Below are 16218 nucleotides of genomic sequence, written 5' to 3'. Positions count from 1 at the left end.
TTTTTTCTTTTCTAACTTATTGTTTATCTGGTAATAAGGGATCAGGCTTAAAAGTTTGGGAGCCATTAGCTTTCAGCTATCAGCAATTAGCAATCAGCTTTGATTACACTGTCAAACCTGGAATACTACTCAGGAAGAGCTCAACGTCAATTACTTATCTTATAAGTATACTTACGGGCTAAATGCTGATAGCTGGCAGCCAAATCTACTCCCAGGAAATTCAGCTTGATCCGATGTTTTCCAATTTTCAATAGCCTGATCTACCATCTCCAGTAGTCTGCGCTATTACACGATCCTTGGCGATTTGATAAATATTTCGAGATTTATTTGTAACGTACGTTTTTAATGCATAGGTTTGCGTCATGGATTTATTTAGGAAAGATAGTGCCGGGGAAAATGCCCCAACAAAAACCGAGATGGACGTGCTGAAGATCCTTTGGGAATGCGGTCCCTCTACTGTTCGCTTTGTGCACGATAAACTTAATGAACAGCGCGAAGTAGCTGTATATACTTCTACGCTTAAGCTGATGCAGTTGATGAAAGAGAAAGGGATGCTGGACAGGGACGAAAGCCAGATGAAGCATGTTTATTCTGCTGCGGTGAAGGAGGCGCAGGTAAAAGGCTCACTGCTGGGCAAGTTCGTCGAGAATATCTACAACGGCTCTCCGAGCGAGCTGATGCTGGCTTTACTGGGTAATGATCAGACTTCGGCCGAGGAATTGAAAAAAATCAAAGAGCTTTTAAAAAATATTGATTAAGGTCATGGTAACTGCGGCGGCTTATTTTACTGATCATTTCCTGGAGGCATTCAGCTGGATGCTGATCCATTCGTTGTGGCAGGGAATGCTGCTGGCCATAGTGGCGGCGTTAGCGCTGATGGCCGGACGGGGTTTATCGTCCGCTGTCAGGTATAGGGTCGTGCTTGTATGTTTTGCTCTTTTTATCGCCGGTGCAGCTGGTACTTTTTTTTGGTATTGGACTAGTCGTGACGGTGTACTTGTAGCTTCTGTTACCGGCGCGAACGCTGGGAGCGGATGGGTACGGCTGGACCGCTCTGTATTATCAGGGATTACCGTGTATTTCTCGCGAAATGCGCCGGTGGTAGTAATGGTCTGGTTTGTAATATTTGCATTTCGCGCTGTAAAAATGACGCGCGGCGCGATGGAGTTAAACAGACTTCGTTACTCGGAAAACCAGCAGGTAACTGATTACTGGCAGGAAAAGATGGCGGAATTGGGTTCCCGGCTGGGGCTTAACCGGGTGGTCAGGCTGCTGGAATCCAGCTTGGTAAAGGTCCCGGTTGTTCTTGGACATTTTTCGCCCGTCATTCTAATGCCCGTAGGACTGCTTACCGGTTTACCTGCCGGGCAACTGGAAGGGGTACTGCTGCATGAGTTGGCGCATATTCGCCGTCACGATTTTCTGGTGAATCTGGTGCAGGCTTTTACAGAAACGGTTTTCTTTTTTAACCCGGGGCTGCTCTGGATTTCTGAGCTGCTAAAGCAGGAACGCGAATATTGCTGCGATGATCTTGCGGTGGCCCAAACCGGGAATCGTAAAGAATTTGTGCAGGCGCTGGTGAGCTTCAAGGAGTATTCCCTGGCCGCATCGGAACTGAGTGTCGGCTTTTCGGGGCAGAAGAACCAGTTGCTAGAAAGGGCGAGCCGGATTCTGGGCCTGAAACGGAGCAGTGTCCCAACTGGAGCTTATGTATTTGTGGCAATAAGCGGGTTTTTGCTGGTCTGCCTACTGAGTGCCACACTCACTGTGGCGCAAATCAGTCCTTCGATCAACAAGTCAAAACCAATACCTGTAGAACTTACCCACCTGTTTAAAAAGGAAAGTGCCCGGGAGCGCGCGGGAAAGACATTGGAAAAAGTTAGGATTGAGACTACCAAAAAAGAAGCGGCAACCCAGATGCGTTTAGCCGATACTGCAGTTAATAAGGATCCGGTTGCAAGGATTCCGGATTCGCTCAATAGTGCGGCCGAGCTCAACAGGATGGCCAGTGAAGAAAATGCGCATCACGCTACGCTTGACCGGCAACGGGCGGATCAGGACAGGCGACAGGTCATGGTCGATAAAGCGTTGGCCGAAAAGGAGCGGGAGCAGGCCGAGGCGAAGCGCCTGGAAACGATTCGCAATAAGAGCAGACCAATTCCCGTAATTAAAAATATCATCGTTCCGGTAAATAAACAATAAATTTTGTCATAAGACCTGTCACTGGCTCCTTTATTAGTCAGCAGGGAATTCTATTGCCTAAAAATTAAATATGAATCAGGAGAATTTTAAAAAGGCTACCGCATTGATGGTGCTTTTATCCGCCTGCTTACCTACCCGGATGCTTGCTCAGGAGACCAGCCAGCGGTTGGACAGTCAGTTTGTAAATTTGGTCCGGCACAATGAGTTTAACGGGAACGTGCTGATTGCGCAGCAGGGGAAAACCATTTACAGCAAATCGTTCGGCTTTGCTGATGTAGCGGGCGAGCGGTTGAACGACGCAGCGACAACCTTCAACCTGGCTTCGATCTCGAAGACTTTTACCTCGGTTGCGGTATTGCAGCTGATGGAAAAAAGGAAGCTGAAACTGGATGACCGTTTTGTTAGATACTTTCCCGAATTCCCTTTCGCGGACATTACCATCTCCCAGCTATTGAGTCATACTTCGGGCCTGATTGATTACCAGATTTTTGAGGGGTCATACCAGCGTGATTTCAAACAGATCTATACATTAAAGGATCTGATCCCGGCGATTAAAGCAGACAAAAGGGCGCTGGGGGCAAAGCCCGGTGAGCGCTGGAGTTATTCCAATACCGGTTACGGTCTGTTGGCGCTGCTGGTGGAAAAGCTGAGCGGTGAGGCTTTCCAGGATTATTTGTCCAGGCATATTTTTTCTCCTGCGGGTATGAACAATAGCTATGTGACCAGCCCGCTAATTCCTATTAAGGATAGTCATAGGGCTACCCGGTATGAATATGTCCCTTATGCCCCTTCGGTCTTCAGGCCGGTAGATTCTGTAAAATCTGATTACATAGATGCAGTCGTGCTGGGTGCGATTCTGGGACCAACGGCGGTAGTGAGCAACTGCCAGGATTTATTGAATTATGACCAGGCGCTATATGCTGGCAAGCTGCTCAAAGCGAAGACCCTGAAGCTTGCTTTTACTCCGGCGGTGTTGAACAGCGGTGAAAAAGTGCAGATGGGCTGGGGTGGCAGCTATTATGGTCTTGGCTGGATGATTCTTCAAACCCGCTTCGGGAAGGTGGTCTGGCATTCTGGCGGCGCAGCTGGGATTGTTACCGCTTTTATCAGGAACCTCGACAAAGGTCAAACGCTGATCGTACTGGATAATGTGACGCACCGCGGTCTGCATGCGGACGCGATGGATGCCTTTTATTTGCTGAACGGAGCTTCCGTTGCTAAAAAAAAGCGCTCCGCGGCGGCGGCTTACATCGCGGTTTTACACCGGGATGGCGCTAATGCGGCAGCTGCCCAGCTACTGACTATGCGCTCGGATACGGCGGCTTACTTCCTGGACGAGCGGGAAATGAACCGTTTGGGTTACGCCCTGGCTGGAGACGGGTTTTCGGCTGAAGCCCTTGAGGTCATGAAGGTGAATACCTTACTGTTCCCTGCCAGCTTTAATACTTATGACAGTTACGGTGACCTGCTTAAGCGGGCAGGCAAAAAGCAGGAGGCGATATTGATGTTTGAGCGTTCGCTTGCATTAAACCCTAATTATGAAGGCGCGAAAAAAGCCCTGGCGGAACTAAATTCCGGTAACCATTAACCATTGAATTTAATTTTTAAAACCATAAAAAAAGAACAATATGAAAACTACAACAATTTTAAACGGCTTGCTTATGCTGAGCATGCTGGCCATGAGCATTAACCTTTGCGCGCAAAGTTCAACTGAGAAAATCGAGTTGCGGGAGTCTGCGCATGGGAAAGTAAGCGCCCGGATCAGTAAAAAGCTCGGTGGAAAGGACTTTGAGCTGAATTTATCCGGAGAAAAGGTGACAGCCCTTTCCGTCGATGGCAAAGCCGTCCCCGAATCCGGATGGGATGCTTATGCTTCGGAGATTAGTGAGCTTAAAACCCAGCTAAAAAAGAATGAGCAGCGGGCGAAAACTGAAAAGGCCAGGTCCGTGGGTGATCAGAAGAAAAGCCTTGTAGAAAAAGAAAGAACGCTGAATGTAAAATCACAAACGCTGGCAGCAAAATCTGCTGCGGAGCAAATGAAGATTAAGGCTGAAAAAGATAAAAATTTGGCCGGGAAAGACCGTGCCAAGGCGGATGCAGCAAAAGTTATTGCGGATGGTGACCGCCTAAAGGCAGAAAAGGACCATGAAGCGGCGGAAACAGATCGTAAACTTTTGGACGAGCTGATGACTGAGCTGGTTTCCGATAAGATTATTGGGGCTAAACATGACTTAAAGAGTCTCCAACTGGAACCTTCAGGTATGCGGGTGAATGGCAATTCGCAGAGCGGGGCAATACTGGATAAGTATCTTAAAAAATATCCATCCCTGGTCAGAACAGGGGTGAGTTACAACTTTGGGGTCAATAAAGCGAAATAGGGTGAAAAGTTATTTTTTGAGTTGGAACAGGCTATTCGTGTTATTACAGTTAATCGTTAACTGTTCAGCTGCCGTTGCTCAGCATCTGCCTGTGCAGCTGGACAGTTTTTATAATGCCCTAGATGCCGATAGAAAAATTAATGGCAATGTGCTTATTGCTGAAGGTACGGATCTGATCTACGAAAAGTCCTTCGGATTTGCCGGTCTTACTCCGCAGATACCGAACGCAGCTGATACCCGGTTTAATATGGCCTCTGTGTCAAAACCTTTTACTGCGGTCGCGATTTTCCAGCTGATTGAAAAGAAAGAGCTGCATCTTGACGATAAATTGAGCAGGTATTTTCCTGATTTTCCCTTTGAATCGGTAACCATCAGGCACCTGTTGTCCCACACCAGCGGACTGCCCAATACCGAAGCCCTTTTCTCGCCGCTGTTAGAGCGCGCACCTGGTTACCAGGTAAAGAACGCAGACCTGGTGCCGGAACTGAAAGCATATGCTAAACCTTTGCAATTTTCCCCTGGTGAAAAATATGAGTACTGCAATACCGGGTTTAGTTTATTGGCACTCCTGGTGGAAAAGTTGAGTGGCGAAAAATTCCCGGCTTACCTGAAAAAACATATATTTCTGCCTGCTGGTATGCTGCATTCCAGTGTGGGGGGGCCGCCCGGAAGCGCCGGGCGGAGCGGCACGGCAGTCAATTTCATTAGACCTGCTCCCTATTCCAGTACCTTGCAGCCGGTTAATGAAGTTCCTGTTTTGCGCAAATGGACGTTCAACTGGTCCATGCTCTATGGGCAGGGAAATATATATGCCACCGGCGGCGATATGTTGCTGTTTGACCGGGCGCTTTTTTCAGGCAAGCTGGTATCGCCTGGCAGCCTGAACCAAATGTTCAGCCCGGTCAAACTCAACAATGGCAGCATTCCGTATTTCCGGGCGGGAATTGATGAAGCGAGCTATGGCCTGGGCTGGTTTATTTATAAGCATGATGACGGGGGTAAAGTGGTATGGCATAGTGGGGGGATACCCGGCATGAATTCTTTTTTTCTGCATAACCTGAAGACAGGGCAGGTGATAGTGACTACGGATAATGCCGGGAATGCCACCATTGCCCCGGAGACGTATTTGCTGTTAAGCGGGAAATCTTTTGTTTACAAAAGGTCATTGGCGCTGATCTACGCGAGGCTGCTGCTGGAACAGGGCATCGATCAGGCTAGTTCCAGCCTGGCAGGCTTAAGAAATGATCAGCGATATGTATTAAGCGAAGGGGAACTTAATTTTTTAGGTCTAAGGCTTTTTGAAGATGGTTACACCCAACTGGGAATGGAAGCGCTGAAAGTAAATGCGCTTTTATTTCCTGAAAGCTTCAATGTGTATGACAGTTACGGGGAGGTGCTTTTGAAAACGGGTAACAGAGAGGCAGCAAAACTTATGTACCAAAAATCTGTCAATTTAAATCCTAAAAATGAGGGTGGCCTCAAAGCACTCAGGCAACTGGCGAACGAATGATCTTCGTCTGTTTTTGCGCAAGCCCGGATAGCGGCTATGGCGGTCACGAGTAGGTATAAACTTATTTCTTCATCTGATTTATTTGGCTGGGATAAACTTCAATGCGTAAGAATTCATACAGTAACGCTTGCCGGTGGGAGCGGGGCCATCGTCGAACACATGGCCCAGGTGCAGCCCGGTACTCCGCTCAACCACTTCTTCGCGGACCATTCCGAGCGAACTGTCCCTGATGATCATGATATCCTTTTCATTGATCGGCTTAAAGAAGCTCGGCCAGCCAGTGCCTGATTCAAATTTTGTATCCGAACTGAACAGCGGTTTGCCGGTTGCCGCGCTCACGTACGTACCTTTTTGGTGATTGTTCCAGTAGGGATTTTTAAAAGACGGTTCCGTACCCTTTTCTACCATAATGTGGTAGGCCTCCGGCGTAAGGGTTTGTTTCCAGTAGCTGTTCGGTTTGGCTCCGGGGAAGGTACCGGCATCTTCGGAAGTTGCCGCTTTCATTTTCTTCGGGTTACCCTGGCTGCAAGCCTGTAACGAGACCAGCAGCAGGGGCGCTATAAACAATTTTAATAATTTCATAGTCAGTGATTTTAGTTCTTTAGTGATCTCCATCTTCTCCTCCTTATAACCAGTTAGTTTTTATTTAACCGCTCGTCGATCCGGTTTTGCAGCTCCTGTTTGAAAGTTTCATCCAGCGGCTTTTCCCGGCTCGATTTCAACAATTGTTGTACCGCACGCCCGATCATACCGCTCTGCTGCTGGTATAACCGGCAGAGGGAACAGCCTGCCAGGTGGATACGCAGTTCGATCGACTCGCGCAGACTGAGCCTGGTAAGGCTTTGCTTCTCGATCAGGAACGTAGCTTGTTTGCAGTTGTGTTGTATTTTCTTTAATGCGTTCATCGTTTGTTCGTTTAAATCCAGTTCTTTTGAAGACAAGCCCGCAGGCTTAATTTTGCCCGGTGAACGATCACCCAGTAATTGGAGGAACTGATGCGCAGCGACTCGCAGATCACGGGGGTGGTTTCCTCATCCAGGTGCTTCATCGTAAAGACGGACAACCAAAGGGCGGGCAGTTTTTCCATGCACCGCTTAAGGACCTCACCGAACTCTTTTGCCTGCAACGGATCGGGTTCCGTTGAAATAAAGTTCTCCGGGTAATGCGCCGGTATCCAATGCCCGAAATCATTGAAAAAGTCCTGCTGCTGCAGCGCCTCATGTTCTTCCGTTCTCAGCTCTTTCAAACTTCCCGACTTCTCCCGGTATACGTCGTAAATCTTGAATTTGATAATAGCGGTAAGCCAGGTGCGTTCGCTGCTCCGTCCTTCAAAAGCGGCGGCTTTTTCGAGTGCGGCCAGGAAGGTATCCTGCACAAGGTCGCGCGCGATATCTGCGTCGTTCACCCGCTTAACTGCATATTGGTACAGGTAATCGGCATGGTTGGTCACCCAGTCGGCAGGTTGTAAATGATCGTTGGTCATTGATGAAGCGTCAGCTATGTTATCGCTTAGTCGCGGCGAAAGCGGGTTCCTTACAAAATACTTATTGTTTGTAAGGTATCCGTTAATATGCCGACTAAACCCCAAAACCAGTAAATTAATACTATTATGAGTATATACGTAAAAATCACCGTGCTGGTCGTAAGCGTAGCGATCCTGGCAATTGCCGGTTTCTCCTTTACAGGTGGTGAGGCATCCGCCGGTGAGCCGCTTCCAGGCTTCGCATTCATCGAGCTGTTTACTTCCGAAGGTTGTTCGAGTTGTCCGCCGGCCGATGAATTAGTGAGCCGGATAGGGAAAGAATACGCCGGGAAACCGGTGTATATCCTGGCTTATCATGTAGATTATTGGGACCGCCTGGGCTGGAAAGATCCGTTCAGCAGCGCGCAATGGTCGGAGCGTCAGCGGCAGTATTCCCGATGGTTTCATCAAAACGGCGTTTATACCCCGCAAATGGTGGTGAATGGCAAAACGGAATTTGTCGGATCTGATGAAAGTAAATTACGAAAAGCGATTATGTCGCCGGGGACGCCGGCGTCTACCCCGCTTAATCTTCAATTAAAAAGCCTTTCACCCGGCGTTGCCGTCATTAACCTTACCTTTCCCAAAGTTGATGGCCAGGAATTATACCTTGCAAGTGTTCAAAAATCGGCGACAGTGAAAGTTACCCGTGGCGAGAACAGCGGCCTGACCTTGCCTCATACCAACATCGTTCGGTCGCTTCAGCAGGTTGCCCCAGGAATCGGCCAGGTATCGCTTGTGCTGCCAAAGGATTTCGATCCGCGCAATTGGGAGATCATCGGTTTTGTTCAAAACACGCAAACCGGGGAGATCCTTGCCGCCTCAACCGTAAACTCAGCGCCCCGCCTAAATTAAGCCTATGAAAACGATGAAAGAGAAGCACCCGTTAGCCATCCGCTGGTTCCATTGGGTGAACTTCCCGGTGCTTACCATCATGACCTGGAGCGGACTGCTGATTTACTGGGCAAACAGTCATTATACGATCACGCTTTTCGGGCATACCTTTTACCTGTTCTTCCCGCAGGGATTTTATAAAGCACTCCATATCCCGTTCCGGCTAGCCGAAGGGATGGCCTGGCATTTTATGTTCATGTGGGGTTTCTCTTTAAATGGGCTCCTGTACGTGCTTTACACCTGGGTTTCCGGTGAATGGCGGCACCTGCTCCCGAAACGCAATTCTTTTAGAGAAGCCTGGCTGGTAGTATTGCACGACTTCCATATCCGGAAAGGCCTTCCCCCGCAGGACAAATACAATGCCGCTCAACGGATCGCATACACATCGATCATCGTGATGGGGTTTGGCTCGCTGGTAACCGGCCTTGCCATTTATAAACCCGTGCAATTTTACTGGCTCACCTGGCTTTGCGGGGGTTACCACCTCGCCAGGATCTTTCATTTCGCCTTAACCATTGGCTACGTCTTGTTTTTCCTGGTCCATATCGTCCAGGTGTTCCTTGCGGGATGGAACAACTTCCGCTCGGTGATCTCGGGCTTCGAAGTGATCGAATCTCCTAATATCAAATCTTTAACTATTCCTTCAAACGATGAACAACCTGCCGAAGAAAAACCCTAAACAGCCGCTCACTGTAGAGCAGCAGATCAAACGCAGGAACTTCATTTCGTTTACAGCCTTTGCCGGGTTAAGTGTCGCTGCTTATGGCGGATGGAGCTGGCTGAAGAAGTCGCCAAAAGAAACACCCGGGATAACGGGCAAGGCGCAGGCGCCTTTTCGCCGTGCGTTAAACCAATCGGAACTGGCTTTCCGGAATTTCTTCAGCAGGAACCATTTGGTAAAAACGTATCCCAAATCCGGGGCTGCAAAGAAGGTGAGAGAGAATAGCCATGTGGGTATGAAAGAAAAGATCGACGTCTCGTTATGGAACCTGTCTGTAATGAAGCGATCCGGGCAGGTGCTGCTCATCGGCCTGGACGACATAAAGGCTTTACCGAGAACGGAAATCGTCTTTGACTTTAAGTGCGTGGAAGGCTGGGACCAGGTCCAATACTGGGCAGGTGTGAAATTGATCGATTTTATGGATCATTATCGCTTGAACGACGAAGCGGCAATGGCTTATCTTGGGTTGGAAACCCCGGATGAGAAGTATTACGTGGGTATCGATATGGATAGTGCGCTGCACCCGCAAACCATCCTGGCCTATGAAATGAACGATATGCCGCTAACCGACGGACATGGCGCGCCACTGCGGCTCATCATCCCGGTGAAATACGGGATCAAAAACCTGAAGCGAATCGGGACAATGACGTTCAGTAACGAGCGGCCCAGGGATTATTGGGCGGAGAGGGGGTATGATTATTATTCGGGGTTGTAGTGTAAGTTCCAAACTATTTTCCCTACCCCTCATTTTGCCAACTCCCACCTGGCACCCAAATTTCCTTCGCCTTTTTTTAATCCCTACCTTCACTTCGCCGAAAATGAGTAGTGATAACCTGAATTTATCATCCTGAGAAAGGCGTATATAGATTCGCGGTATAAGTTGAGGTATACTGTAAGTGAGGAAGACCTGGAATATTTGGCGGGAACGGTATTGAAATTGAAGGAACTGACTGAAGTGGTGTGTGTGAAACAAATCGAAGCATTAAGGGGGGAGGAATAAGGCAAAATGAAATCTGTTGAGAATAATTATAGCGAACTGATCAGACAAATTAGCCTGATCGTGGAGCAATCCAGGAGGAATATCGCCCGCAATATTAATATAGCGCTACTTCAAACTTATTGGACAGTGGGTCAATTGATTGTTGAAAAGGAAACAAGCGAAAAGTATGACGAAGTTTCCACTCGTCAAATGCTCATTGATCTGTCAAAAGAGCTCACAAGGGAATTGGGCAAAGGATTCAGTAGAAGCCAACTTACATACATGCGATTATTTTATAAACGATTTGTTGTTTTTCCGCAGGCGTCTGGTAATTCTGCGGTTGGTGTGACGCCGTTACACCAACAGGCAACGTACGAGACCCCGACTGGTCTGACAGTGTCACACCACCTCAGCTGGTCTCATTACTATGATCTCTTGAAATGTGATAACGAGCAGGAAATGAGTTTCTACCAACAAGCATCCATTCAAGAAAATTGGTCTGTAAGAGAACTACGGCGGCAAATGGACAGCGCTTTGTTTGAGCGCATTGCCATGAGCAAAGACGCTAAGGGGGTCAGAGAACTGGCGGGTAAAGGAAGTATTGTACAAACGGAAACTGACCTTATTCGCGACCCTTATGTCCTTGAGTTTCTGCAAATCCCCGAAGCGCAACAATACGACGAAAAGCATCTGGAGCAACGGATTGCCGACAATTTGCAATCGTTCATTATGGAACTCGGCAAAGGTTTCGCTTTTATCGGCAGGCAATACCGGGTTACGCTCGATAATACTCATTTTTATGTCGATCTGGTTTTTTACCACCGCATACTGAAATGTTTCGTGCTGATCGATTTGAAAGTAAAGTCGGTAAAACACCAGGATATCGGCCAGATGAATCTCTATCTGAATTATTTCGAGGTGGAGCAAAACGTGGAAGGCGATAATCAGCCGATAGGGATCATTTTATCCAAATACAAGGACGATGTAACGGTAGAGTACGCCACACGGGGAATTTCGAACAAGATCTTCGTCTCGAAATACCAGTTATACCTGCCGGATAAGAAAGTATTGCAAAAAAAACTAAAAGAGCTGTTGGCCGAATAACGCCCGGAATAGGTCTGTAATTTAATCCCGCTTTTCTTGTAAGGTTTAATTATTGCACCCGACTAAGCTGTTAAAATCCTTATCATGACTATAAAGTTGATCAATCAGTTGGTAGTGAAATTATCCGAAATCATTTTTATCGTATTTATTTTCGCATTTTCAAGTACAACTTCACTAAAGGCCGGAATACTTCCTGCCGATACTATCAAAATGACCGCGGGCGTTCCCCTGAAACCGCAAGATATCAGCCCGCTGTTAATCGGGGAATCAATTCCAAAACTGGTATTACCCAAATCCTCAGGCGAACCCTTCGACCTTAACCTGGCCGTTGCCGCCAAACCCACCATCCTCGTATTTTACCGCGGCGGCTGGTGCCCCTTCTGCAATAAACAATTAGCAGGCTTACAAGCCATCGAAGCCGACCTCAAACAAATGGGTTTCCAGGTCATCGCCATTAGTACAGATAGCCCGGAGAATCTTTCGCAGACCATGACCAGGAACAAGCTTTCGTACACGCTTTTGTCGGATGCGGATCTTAGCGCCGCCAAAAAGTTCGGGATCGCTTTTAAAGGGCCGAAGAATTACGATAGCTTTTTACCTGCCGCATCAGGGGGAAAGAATACAGACAAGTTGCTGCCTGTACCTTCGGTGTTCATCCTCAACAAAAAAGGCAATATCCGTTTCGAATACATTAACCCGGATATCACCCAGCGATTGAGCGCCTCGCTCCTGAAAGCTGCCGCCACATCCCTCCACGACGAACTATAATATGAAGAGCTTATTCGCTATCGTTCTGTTTTTTGTTATCACCGCTTTACGGCCGGCAGAGAAGCCTTCTATTAAATTCATAGAAAATTCCTGGCCGACGGCTCTTGCAAAAGCCAAAGCGGAGCATAAGTACATTTTCGTAGACGCTTACGCCACCTGGTGCGGTCCCTGCAAGCTATTAAAGTCGACCACTTTCGCTGATCCTGAAGCCGCAGCATTCTTTAACGCGAATTTCGTGAACGTTTCCATCGACATGGAAAAAGGAGAGGGGCCGAAACTGGCTGAGCGCTGGCAGGTGGAAGCTTACCCTACGTTGATCATCTTCGATCCGGAAGGTAAGCCGGTGCTTGGAACTGCCGGGTTTATGAAGGCAAAGGAGTTGATCCGCTTCGGAAAGCAAGCGCTGGCCAGGAAATAGCGGAATTGAACGGCTAAGAAGAAGCAGGTTATTTCTGTTTCTTCCTGGCCGCTTTCGCGAATTTATTGAACGCCAGGCAAAGGCCGATCCAGTGGTCGAACTCCTGGTCTGTCCGCATGCCTTCATCAGCTACAAGTACGTATCCCTTCATCGGTCGTTTGGTGAAATCCATTTCGCGGCAACCGTTCTTTTCAAGGAGCGCTTCCTGGAAAACAGGATCTATGCGGCACATCATCTCGTCTTTCAGGATGCCGACACACATTTTTTCATTCACCATAAAGACTAAACCGCCCATCATCTTCTTTTCTTCCACGTGCGGCAGGTCCATCAGCTTTTCGCGTATACGGTTTGCCAATTGTTCGTTGTATGCCATGGGCCTGTTTTTTTGATTCAACTCAAATCTAAGGATACTGCGGGCTACCTAACAACAGTGTCTTTTTTAAATGAATTTTAATAACCTAAACCCCGTGGGGGAACGTTCGCCGCTGTGAGCGATCCGGATGGTAACGACCTAAGCCTGTCCAGGACAATTAGTTTCGCACTGGTTTAAACAAAAATCCCGGGCATCACCCGGGATATTAACCGCTTTTGTGCAGTTTCTTACACTGGCCTTTTTGCGTAGGTTATTTCGGGGTTACTACGCCGTCGATTACATGGATCACGCCGTTCTTCTGGAACACGTCGGCAATGGTCACCTTGGCCGTAGCGCCGTTCTCGTCTTTCAGCACCACGTTTTTTCCCATCATCATGATCCAAAGCTTGCCTCCGCTCACGGTAGTAAATTCGGCAGTGCCTTTGCCCATCTTGATCTTTTTGGCGATGTCAGCTGCTGAGTACCTGCCGGCGATTACGTGATAGGTCAGGATTTTGGTCAACATAGGTTTGTTCTCCGGTTTAAGCAGGGTTTCAACGGTCCCTTTCGGCAGTTTGTCAAAAGCCGCGTTAGTGGGGGCGAAGACGGTGAACGGGCCCGCGCCTTTAAGTGTTTCCACCAGCCCGGCTGCTTTTACAGCGGCGACCAGCGTAGTGTGGTCTTTTGAATTTACGGCGTTATCAACAATGTCTTTGGTGGGATACATGGCAGCGCCGCCAACCATTTTAGTTTTCTGAGCGAAAGTTTGTGAGCTGATCGCCGAAACTGTCAGGGCGATAGCGAGAATTAAAGTTTTTTTCATGAGTTGTTTTTAATTGTAACTGCATGAATTACGCAATCGGGAAGGCGCCTGGTTTCGTAAACAAACTATAAATTTTTTTTCAATCTAAACAGGAGCAGATCACGTAAATATGCCCCGGCTGTGTACCAGGTTTTCTATACTGGTTTGAGTGGGCGCCTTAAAATGTTCTTTTGATCGTGAGCAAATAAAAGTGAGCATCTATCCAGGATGCGTTTGTATGGAAACATATACACCGCCATATGTTTTTCTAAATTAAAAACTTCTATTATCTTAGTTGTTAAACCCGTAACGGGATATTCCATGTTTTCGAGTAACCCTTCTTTATCCTTTTTAGCCGGAGGCGGTGAAATGGGACAACTGACCCGGGAGTTCGATTGGGCCGGCACAACGCTCGGTTCACCGACCACGTGGCCGCAAAGTCTCCGTACGACGCTAAGCATCCTGTTGAACTCACGGTTCCCGATGTTCCTGTTCTGGGGCCCGGAACAGATCGGGTTTTATAACGATGCCTACAGGCCGAGCCTGGGGATCGATGGTAAGCATCCTAAGATATTGGGAATGCCCGGAGCGGAGGCATGGCCGGATATCTGGCACATCATTAAACCCTTGATCGATGGCGTACTTGCTGGCGAAGAAGCTACCTGGAGCGAGGACCAACTGATCCCGATCGAACGCAACGGCAACCTGGAGGATGTGTACTGGACTTTCAGCTACAGCCCGGTGCGAACGGAATCAGGATCTATCGAAGGCGTATTTGTCACTTGCAGCGAAACCACTTCCAGGGTAAATATGCTAAGAGAATTAAAGGAGAGCAACTACACCCAGCAGCAGCTGAACGGGGATCTGCAGCACTCATTAAGGGCTACGCAACTGAGCGAGGCGCGTTTTCGTAATCTCGTTGAGCAGGCTCCCGTGGCCATCGCGATCCTTGAGGGCCGCAGCCTGGTCATCAGGGAAGTAAATGAAATGATCCTTCAGATCTGGGGCAGGGACCATTCCGTGGTAGGCAAGCCCATTCACCTGGCCTTACCCGAAATCCAGGGGCAGCCCTTTTTAGCCTTGCTGGATCACGTGTACATTTCCGGCATCCCTTATTACGGAAATGAAGCGAAGGTATTACTGGAACAGCAGGGAGAACTGAAAGAGCTATATGTGAACTTCGCTTATAAACCTGTTAAGGATACGGACGACACCACACATTCGATCATGGTGATCGCTATTGATGTGACCGAACAGGTGGAGGCCCGCAAAGCGATCGATGAGGTCAATGCCCGGCTTACCATTGCGATGGAAGCGGCAGCATTGGGATCTACGGAAGTTGAATTCGCAACGGGGAAAATGCAGGCGACCGCGCAGTTCAAAAAGAATTACGGGCGCAACCCGGAAGAAGACTTTACCTACGCGCAGTTATTCGAATCTATAATGCCTGAATACCGCCAGGAGATCAAACATCGGGTGGCTGCCGCCGTAAAAAACCGTACGGTATACCAGGCCGAATATGAAGTACGGTGGCCCGACGGAACGCTGCACTGGATCGCCGCTTATGGGAAGGCACGCTATGACGACGAAGGAGTAGCAAGAAGGATCGTGGGAATGACGGCGGACATCACCGACCGGAAAACATTCGAGCGGCGCAAAGACGATTTTCTGAGTATTGCAAGCCACGAGCTCAAAACCCCGCTTACCTCGCTTAAAGCGGTGCTGCAGTTCTTAAATCTTATCAAAGATCAGCCATTTACCAAACGGCATGTTCAACTGATCGAACAGGCTAACCGGAGCATGGATAAAATGGGCAGGCTGATGGACGATCTGCTGCATGTGAACCGGATCAGCGAAGGACAGCTGCAGCTGCAAAAAACATGGTTCAACAGTGCTCGCATGTTAGAAGGCTGCTGTTCCTCCGTAGGCCTGAACGCTGATGAAGAATGTGCCGTCACCGGTGACCTTGACCTGGAACTTTATGCGGATGAACAACGCCTGGGGCAGGTGGTGATCAATTTTATCACCAACGCGGTCAAGTACGCCCCGGGATCGCCCATTTCGATCAGCATAGAAAACCTCGGCGACCAGGTGAAGATAACGGTTGCCGATAATGGCCCCGGCATCCCGGAAGAGGCAAAATCGCAGATATTCGATCGATACTTCCGCGCCAGTCATTCCAGTAATGAGTACACTGGTCTTGGGCTGGGATTATACATCAGCGCAGAAATAGTGAAGAGGCATAACGGCCGGATCGGTGTGCACAGCGAGCCCGGAAAAGGCAGTTCCTTTTGGTTCACGCTGCCGCTGGAAGACCGGTCCAAACGCTGACCGCAAATTTATTTACCGGAGATCTAATTTGAATGAAGCTGGGAGTAAAAGATTCAGCGCTGGTCACGCTTTCGGAAGACTAATTAATTAACATCGCAAAATTGGTCGCATAATGATGGATTTAAACTCAGAGTACAACTGATTCGCGCCAAAGCGATCCAACCTCATTGGTGTCTCATTTATATGCTGAACGGCGAAAGGGGGAATTTACTATTCGCGTGGATAAAAGAGCGTCGT

The 16218-nt window shown here is 48.4% G+C and carries 17 protein-coding genes; 12 read left to right on the top strand and 5 right to left on the bottom strand.

Annotated elements, in window-relative coordinates; all coding sequences use genetic code 11:
• Window positions 1–362: 362 nt before the first annotated feature.
• The 5 genes from GS398_RS10900 to GS398_RS10880 all read left to right on the top strand — a co-directional run bounded on the left by GS398_RS10900 (window position 363) and on the right by GS398_RS10880 (window position 6090).
• Complete coding sequence (locus GS398_RS10900; RefSeq protein WP_160906787.1) at window positions 363–758, top strand: BlaI/MecI/CopY family transcriptional regulator; 396 nt, start codon at window positions 363–365, stop codon at window positions 756–758.
• A 4-nt stretch (window positions 759–762) separates the two neighbouring features.
• Window positions 763–2202, top strand: coding sequence for a M56 family metallopeptidase (locus tag GS398_RS10895; protein ID WP_160906786.1), 1440 nt, complete (start codon window positions 763–765; stop codon window positions 2200–2202).
• Between the two features lie 70 nt (window positions 2203–2272).
• The gene (locus tag GS398_RS10890; protein ID WP_160906785.1) at window positions 2273–3790 is read left to right on the top strand and encodes a serine hydrolase domain-containing protein; all 1518 of its coding nucleotides are present in this window, start codon (window positions 2273–2275) and stop codon (window positions 3788–3790) included.
• 40 nt (window positions 3791–3830) lie between these two features.
• On the top strand, window positions 3831–4580 hold the full coding sequence (locus GS398_RS10885) for a hypothetical protein (protein WP_160906784.1): 750 nt from the start codon (window positions 3831–3833) through the stop codon (window positions 4578–4580).
• 1 nt (window position 4581) lies between these two features.
• Entirely contained in the window at window positions 4582–6090 is a 1509-nt protein-coding gene (locus GS398_RS10880) for a serine hydrolase (RefSeq protein ID WP_369410253.1), read from the top strand.
• Window positions 6091–6168: 78 nt separating this feature from the next.
• Here the strand turns inward: GS398_RS10880 and msrB are convergent, their stop codons facing one another.
• Genes msrB through GS398_RS10865 form a run of 3 tightly spaced genes read right to left on the bottom strand, consistent with a single transcriptional unit; the run spans window position 6169 to window position 7573 of the window.
• Entirely contained in the window at window positions 6169–6672 is a 504-nt protein-coding gene (gene msrB / locus GS398_RS10875; RefSeq protein ID WP_160906782.1) for a peptide-methionine (R)-S-oxide reductase MsrB, read from the bottom strand.
• Between the two features lie 53 nt (window positions 6673–6725).
• Entirely contained in the window at window positions 6726–6995 is a 270-nt protein-coding gene (locus GS398_RS10870) for a hypothetical protein (protein WP_160906781.1), read from the bottom strand.
• A gap of 11 nt (window positions 6996–7006) precedes the next feature.
• On the bottom strand, window positions 7007–7573 hold the full coding sequence (locus tag GS398_RS10865) for a sigma-70 family RNA polymerase sigma factor (protein WP_160906780.1): 567 nt from the start codon (window positions 7571–7573) through the stop codon (window positions 7007–7009).
• 126 nt (window positions 7574–7699) lie between these two features.
• Here GS398_RS10865 and GS398_RS10860 point away from each other — a divergent pair, with 126 nt between their 5' ends.
• The 6 genes from GS398_RS10860 (at window position 7700) to GS398_RS10835 (ending at window position 12496) form a co-directional block, all read left to right on the top strand.
• On the top strand, window positions 7700–8467 hold the full coding sequence (locus tag GS398_RS10860) for a DUF1223 domain-containing protein (RefSeq protein WP_160906779.1): 768 nt from the start codon (window positions 7700–7702) through the stop codon (window positions 8465–8467).
• 4 nt (window positions 8468–8471) lie between these two features.
• Window positions 8472–9185 (top strand): cytochrome b/b6 domain-containing protein, encoded by a 714-nt coding sequence (locus GS398_RS10855; protein WP_160906778.1) that lies wholly within the window; start codon window positions 8472–8474, stop codon window positions 9183–9185.
• A complete protein-coding gene (locus GS398_RS10850) occupies window positions 9157–9942 on the top strand; it encodes a molybdopterin-dependent oxidoreductase (protein ID WP_160906777.1) in 786 nt (261 codons plus the stop codon). The genes GS398_RS10855 and GS398_RS10850 overlap by 29 nt, the downstream gene beginning before the upstream one ends.
• A 291-nt stretch (window positions 9943–10233) precedes the next feature.
• The gene (locus GS398_RS10845) at window positions 10234–11310 is read left to right on the top strand and encodes a PDDEXK nuclease domain-containing protein (protein WP_160906776.1); all 1077 of its coding nucleotides are present in this window, start codon (window positions 10234–10236) and stop codon (window positions 11308–11310) included.
• Window positions 11311–11394: 84 nt separating this feature from the next.
• Window positions 11395–12078, top strand: a complete 684-nt coding sequence (locus tag GS398_RS10840; protein ID WP_160906775.1) for a peroxiredoxin-like family protein — start codon at window positions 11395–11397, stop codon at window positions 12076–12078.
• Window position 12079: 1 nt separating this feature from the next.
• The gene (locus GS398_RS10835) at window positions 12080–12496 is read left to right on the top strand and encodes a thioredoxin family protein (protein ID WP_160906774.1); all 417 of its coding nucleotides are present in this window, start codon (window positions 12080–12082) and stop codon (window positions 12494–12496) included.
• Window positions 12497–12524: 28 nt separating this feature from the next.
• On the opposite strand, the gene GS398_RS10830 is transcribed toward GS398_RS10835, so the two are convergent.
• Together GS398_RS10830 and GS398_RS10825 are read right to left on the bottom strand one after the other, a co-directional pair.
• Window positions 12525–12869: a TfoX/Sxy family protein gene (locus tag GS398_RS10830; protein ID WP_160906773.1), complete on the bottom strand. Its 345-nt coding sequence runs from the start codon at window positions 12867–12869 to the stop codon at window positions 12525–12527.
• 250 nt (window positions 12870–13119) lie between these two features.
• Window positions 13120–13671: a fasciclin domain-containing protein gene (locus GS398_RS10825; RefSeq protein WP_160906772.1), complete on the bottom strand. Its 552-nt coding sequence runs from the start codon at window positions 13669–13671 to the stop codon at window positions 13120–13122.
• A gap of 348 nt (window positions 13672–14019) precedes the next feature.
• Between GS398_RS10825 and GS398_RS10820 the strand changes: the two genes are divergently transcribed.
• On the top strand, window positions 14020–15981 hold the full coding sequence (locus GS398_RS10820; RefSeq protein WP_202406016.1) for a PAS domain-containing sensor histidine kinase: 1962 nt from the start codon (window positions 14020–14022) through the stop codon (window positions 15979–15981).
• Window positions 15982–16218 lie beyond the last annotated feature (237 nt).

This window comes from Hufsiella ginkgonis (assembly GCF_009834915.1).
In the GTDB taxonomy this organism is placed as follows: domain Bacteria; phylum Bacteroidota; class Bacteroidia; order Sphingobacteriales; family Sphingobacteriaceae; genus Hufsiella; species Hufsiella ginkgonis.
Note: the sequence above shows the minus strand (reverse complement) of the source record. Positions and strands in the feature narration are given on the sequence as shown.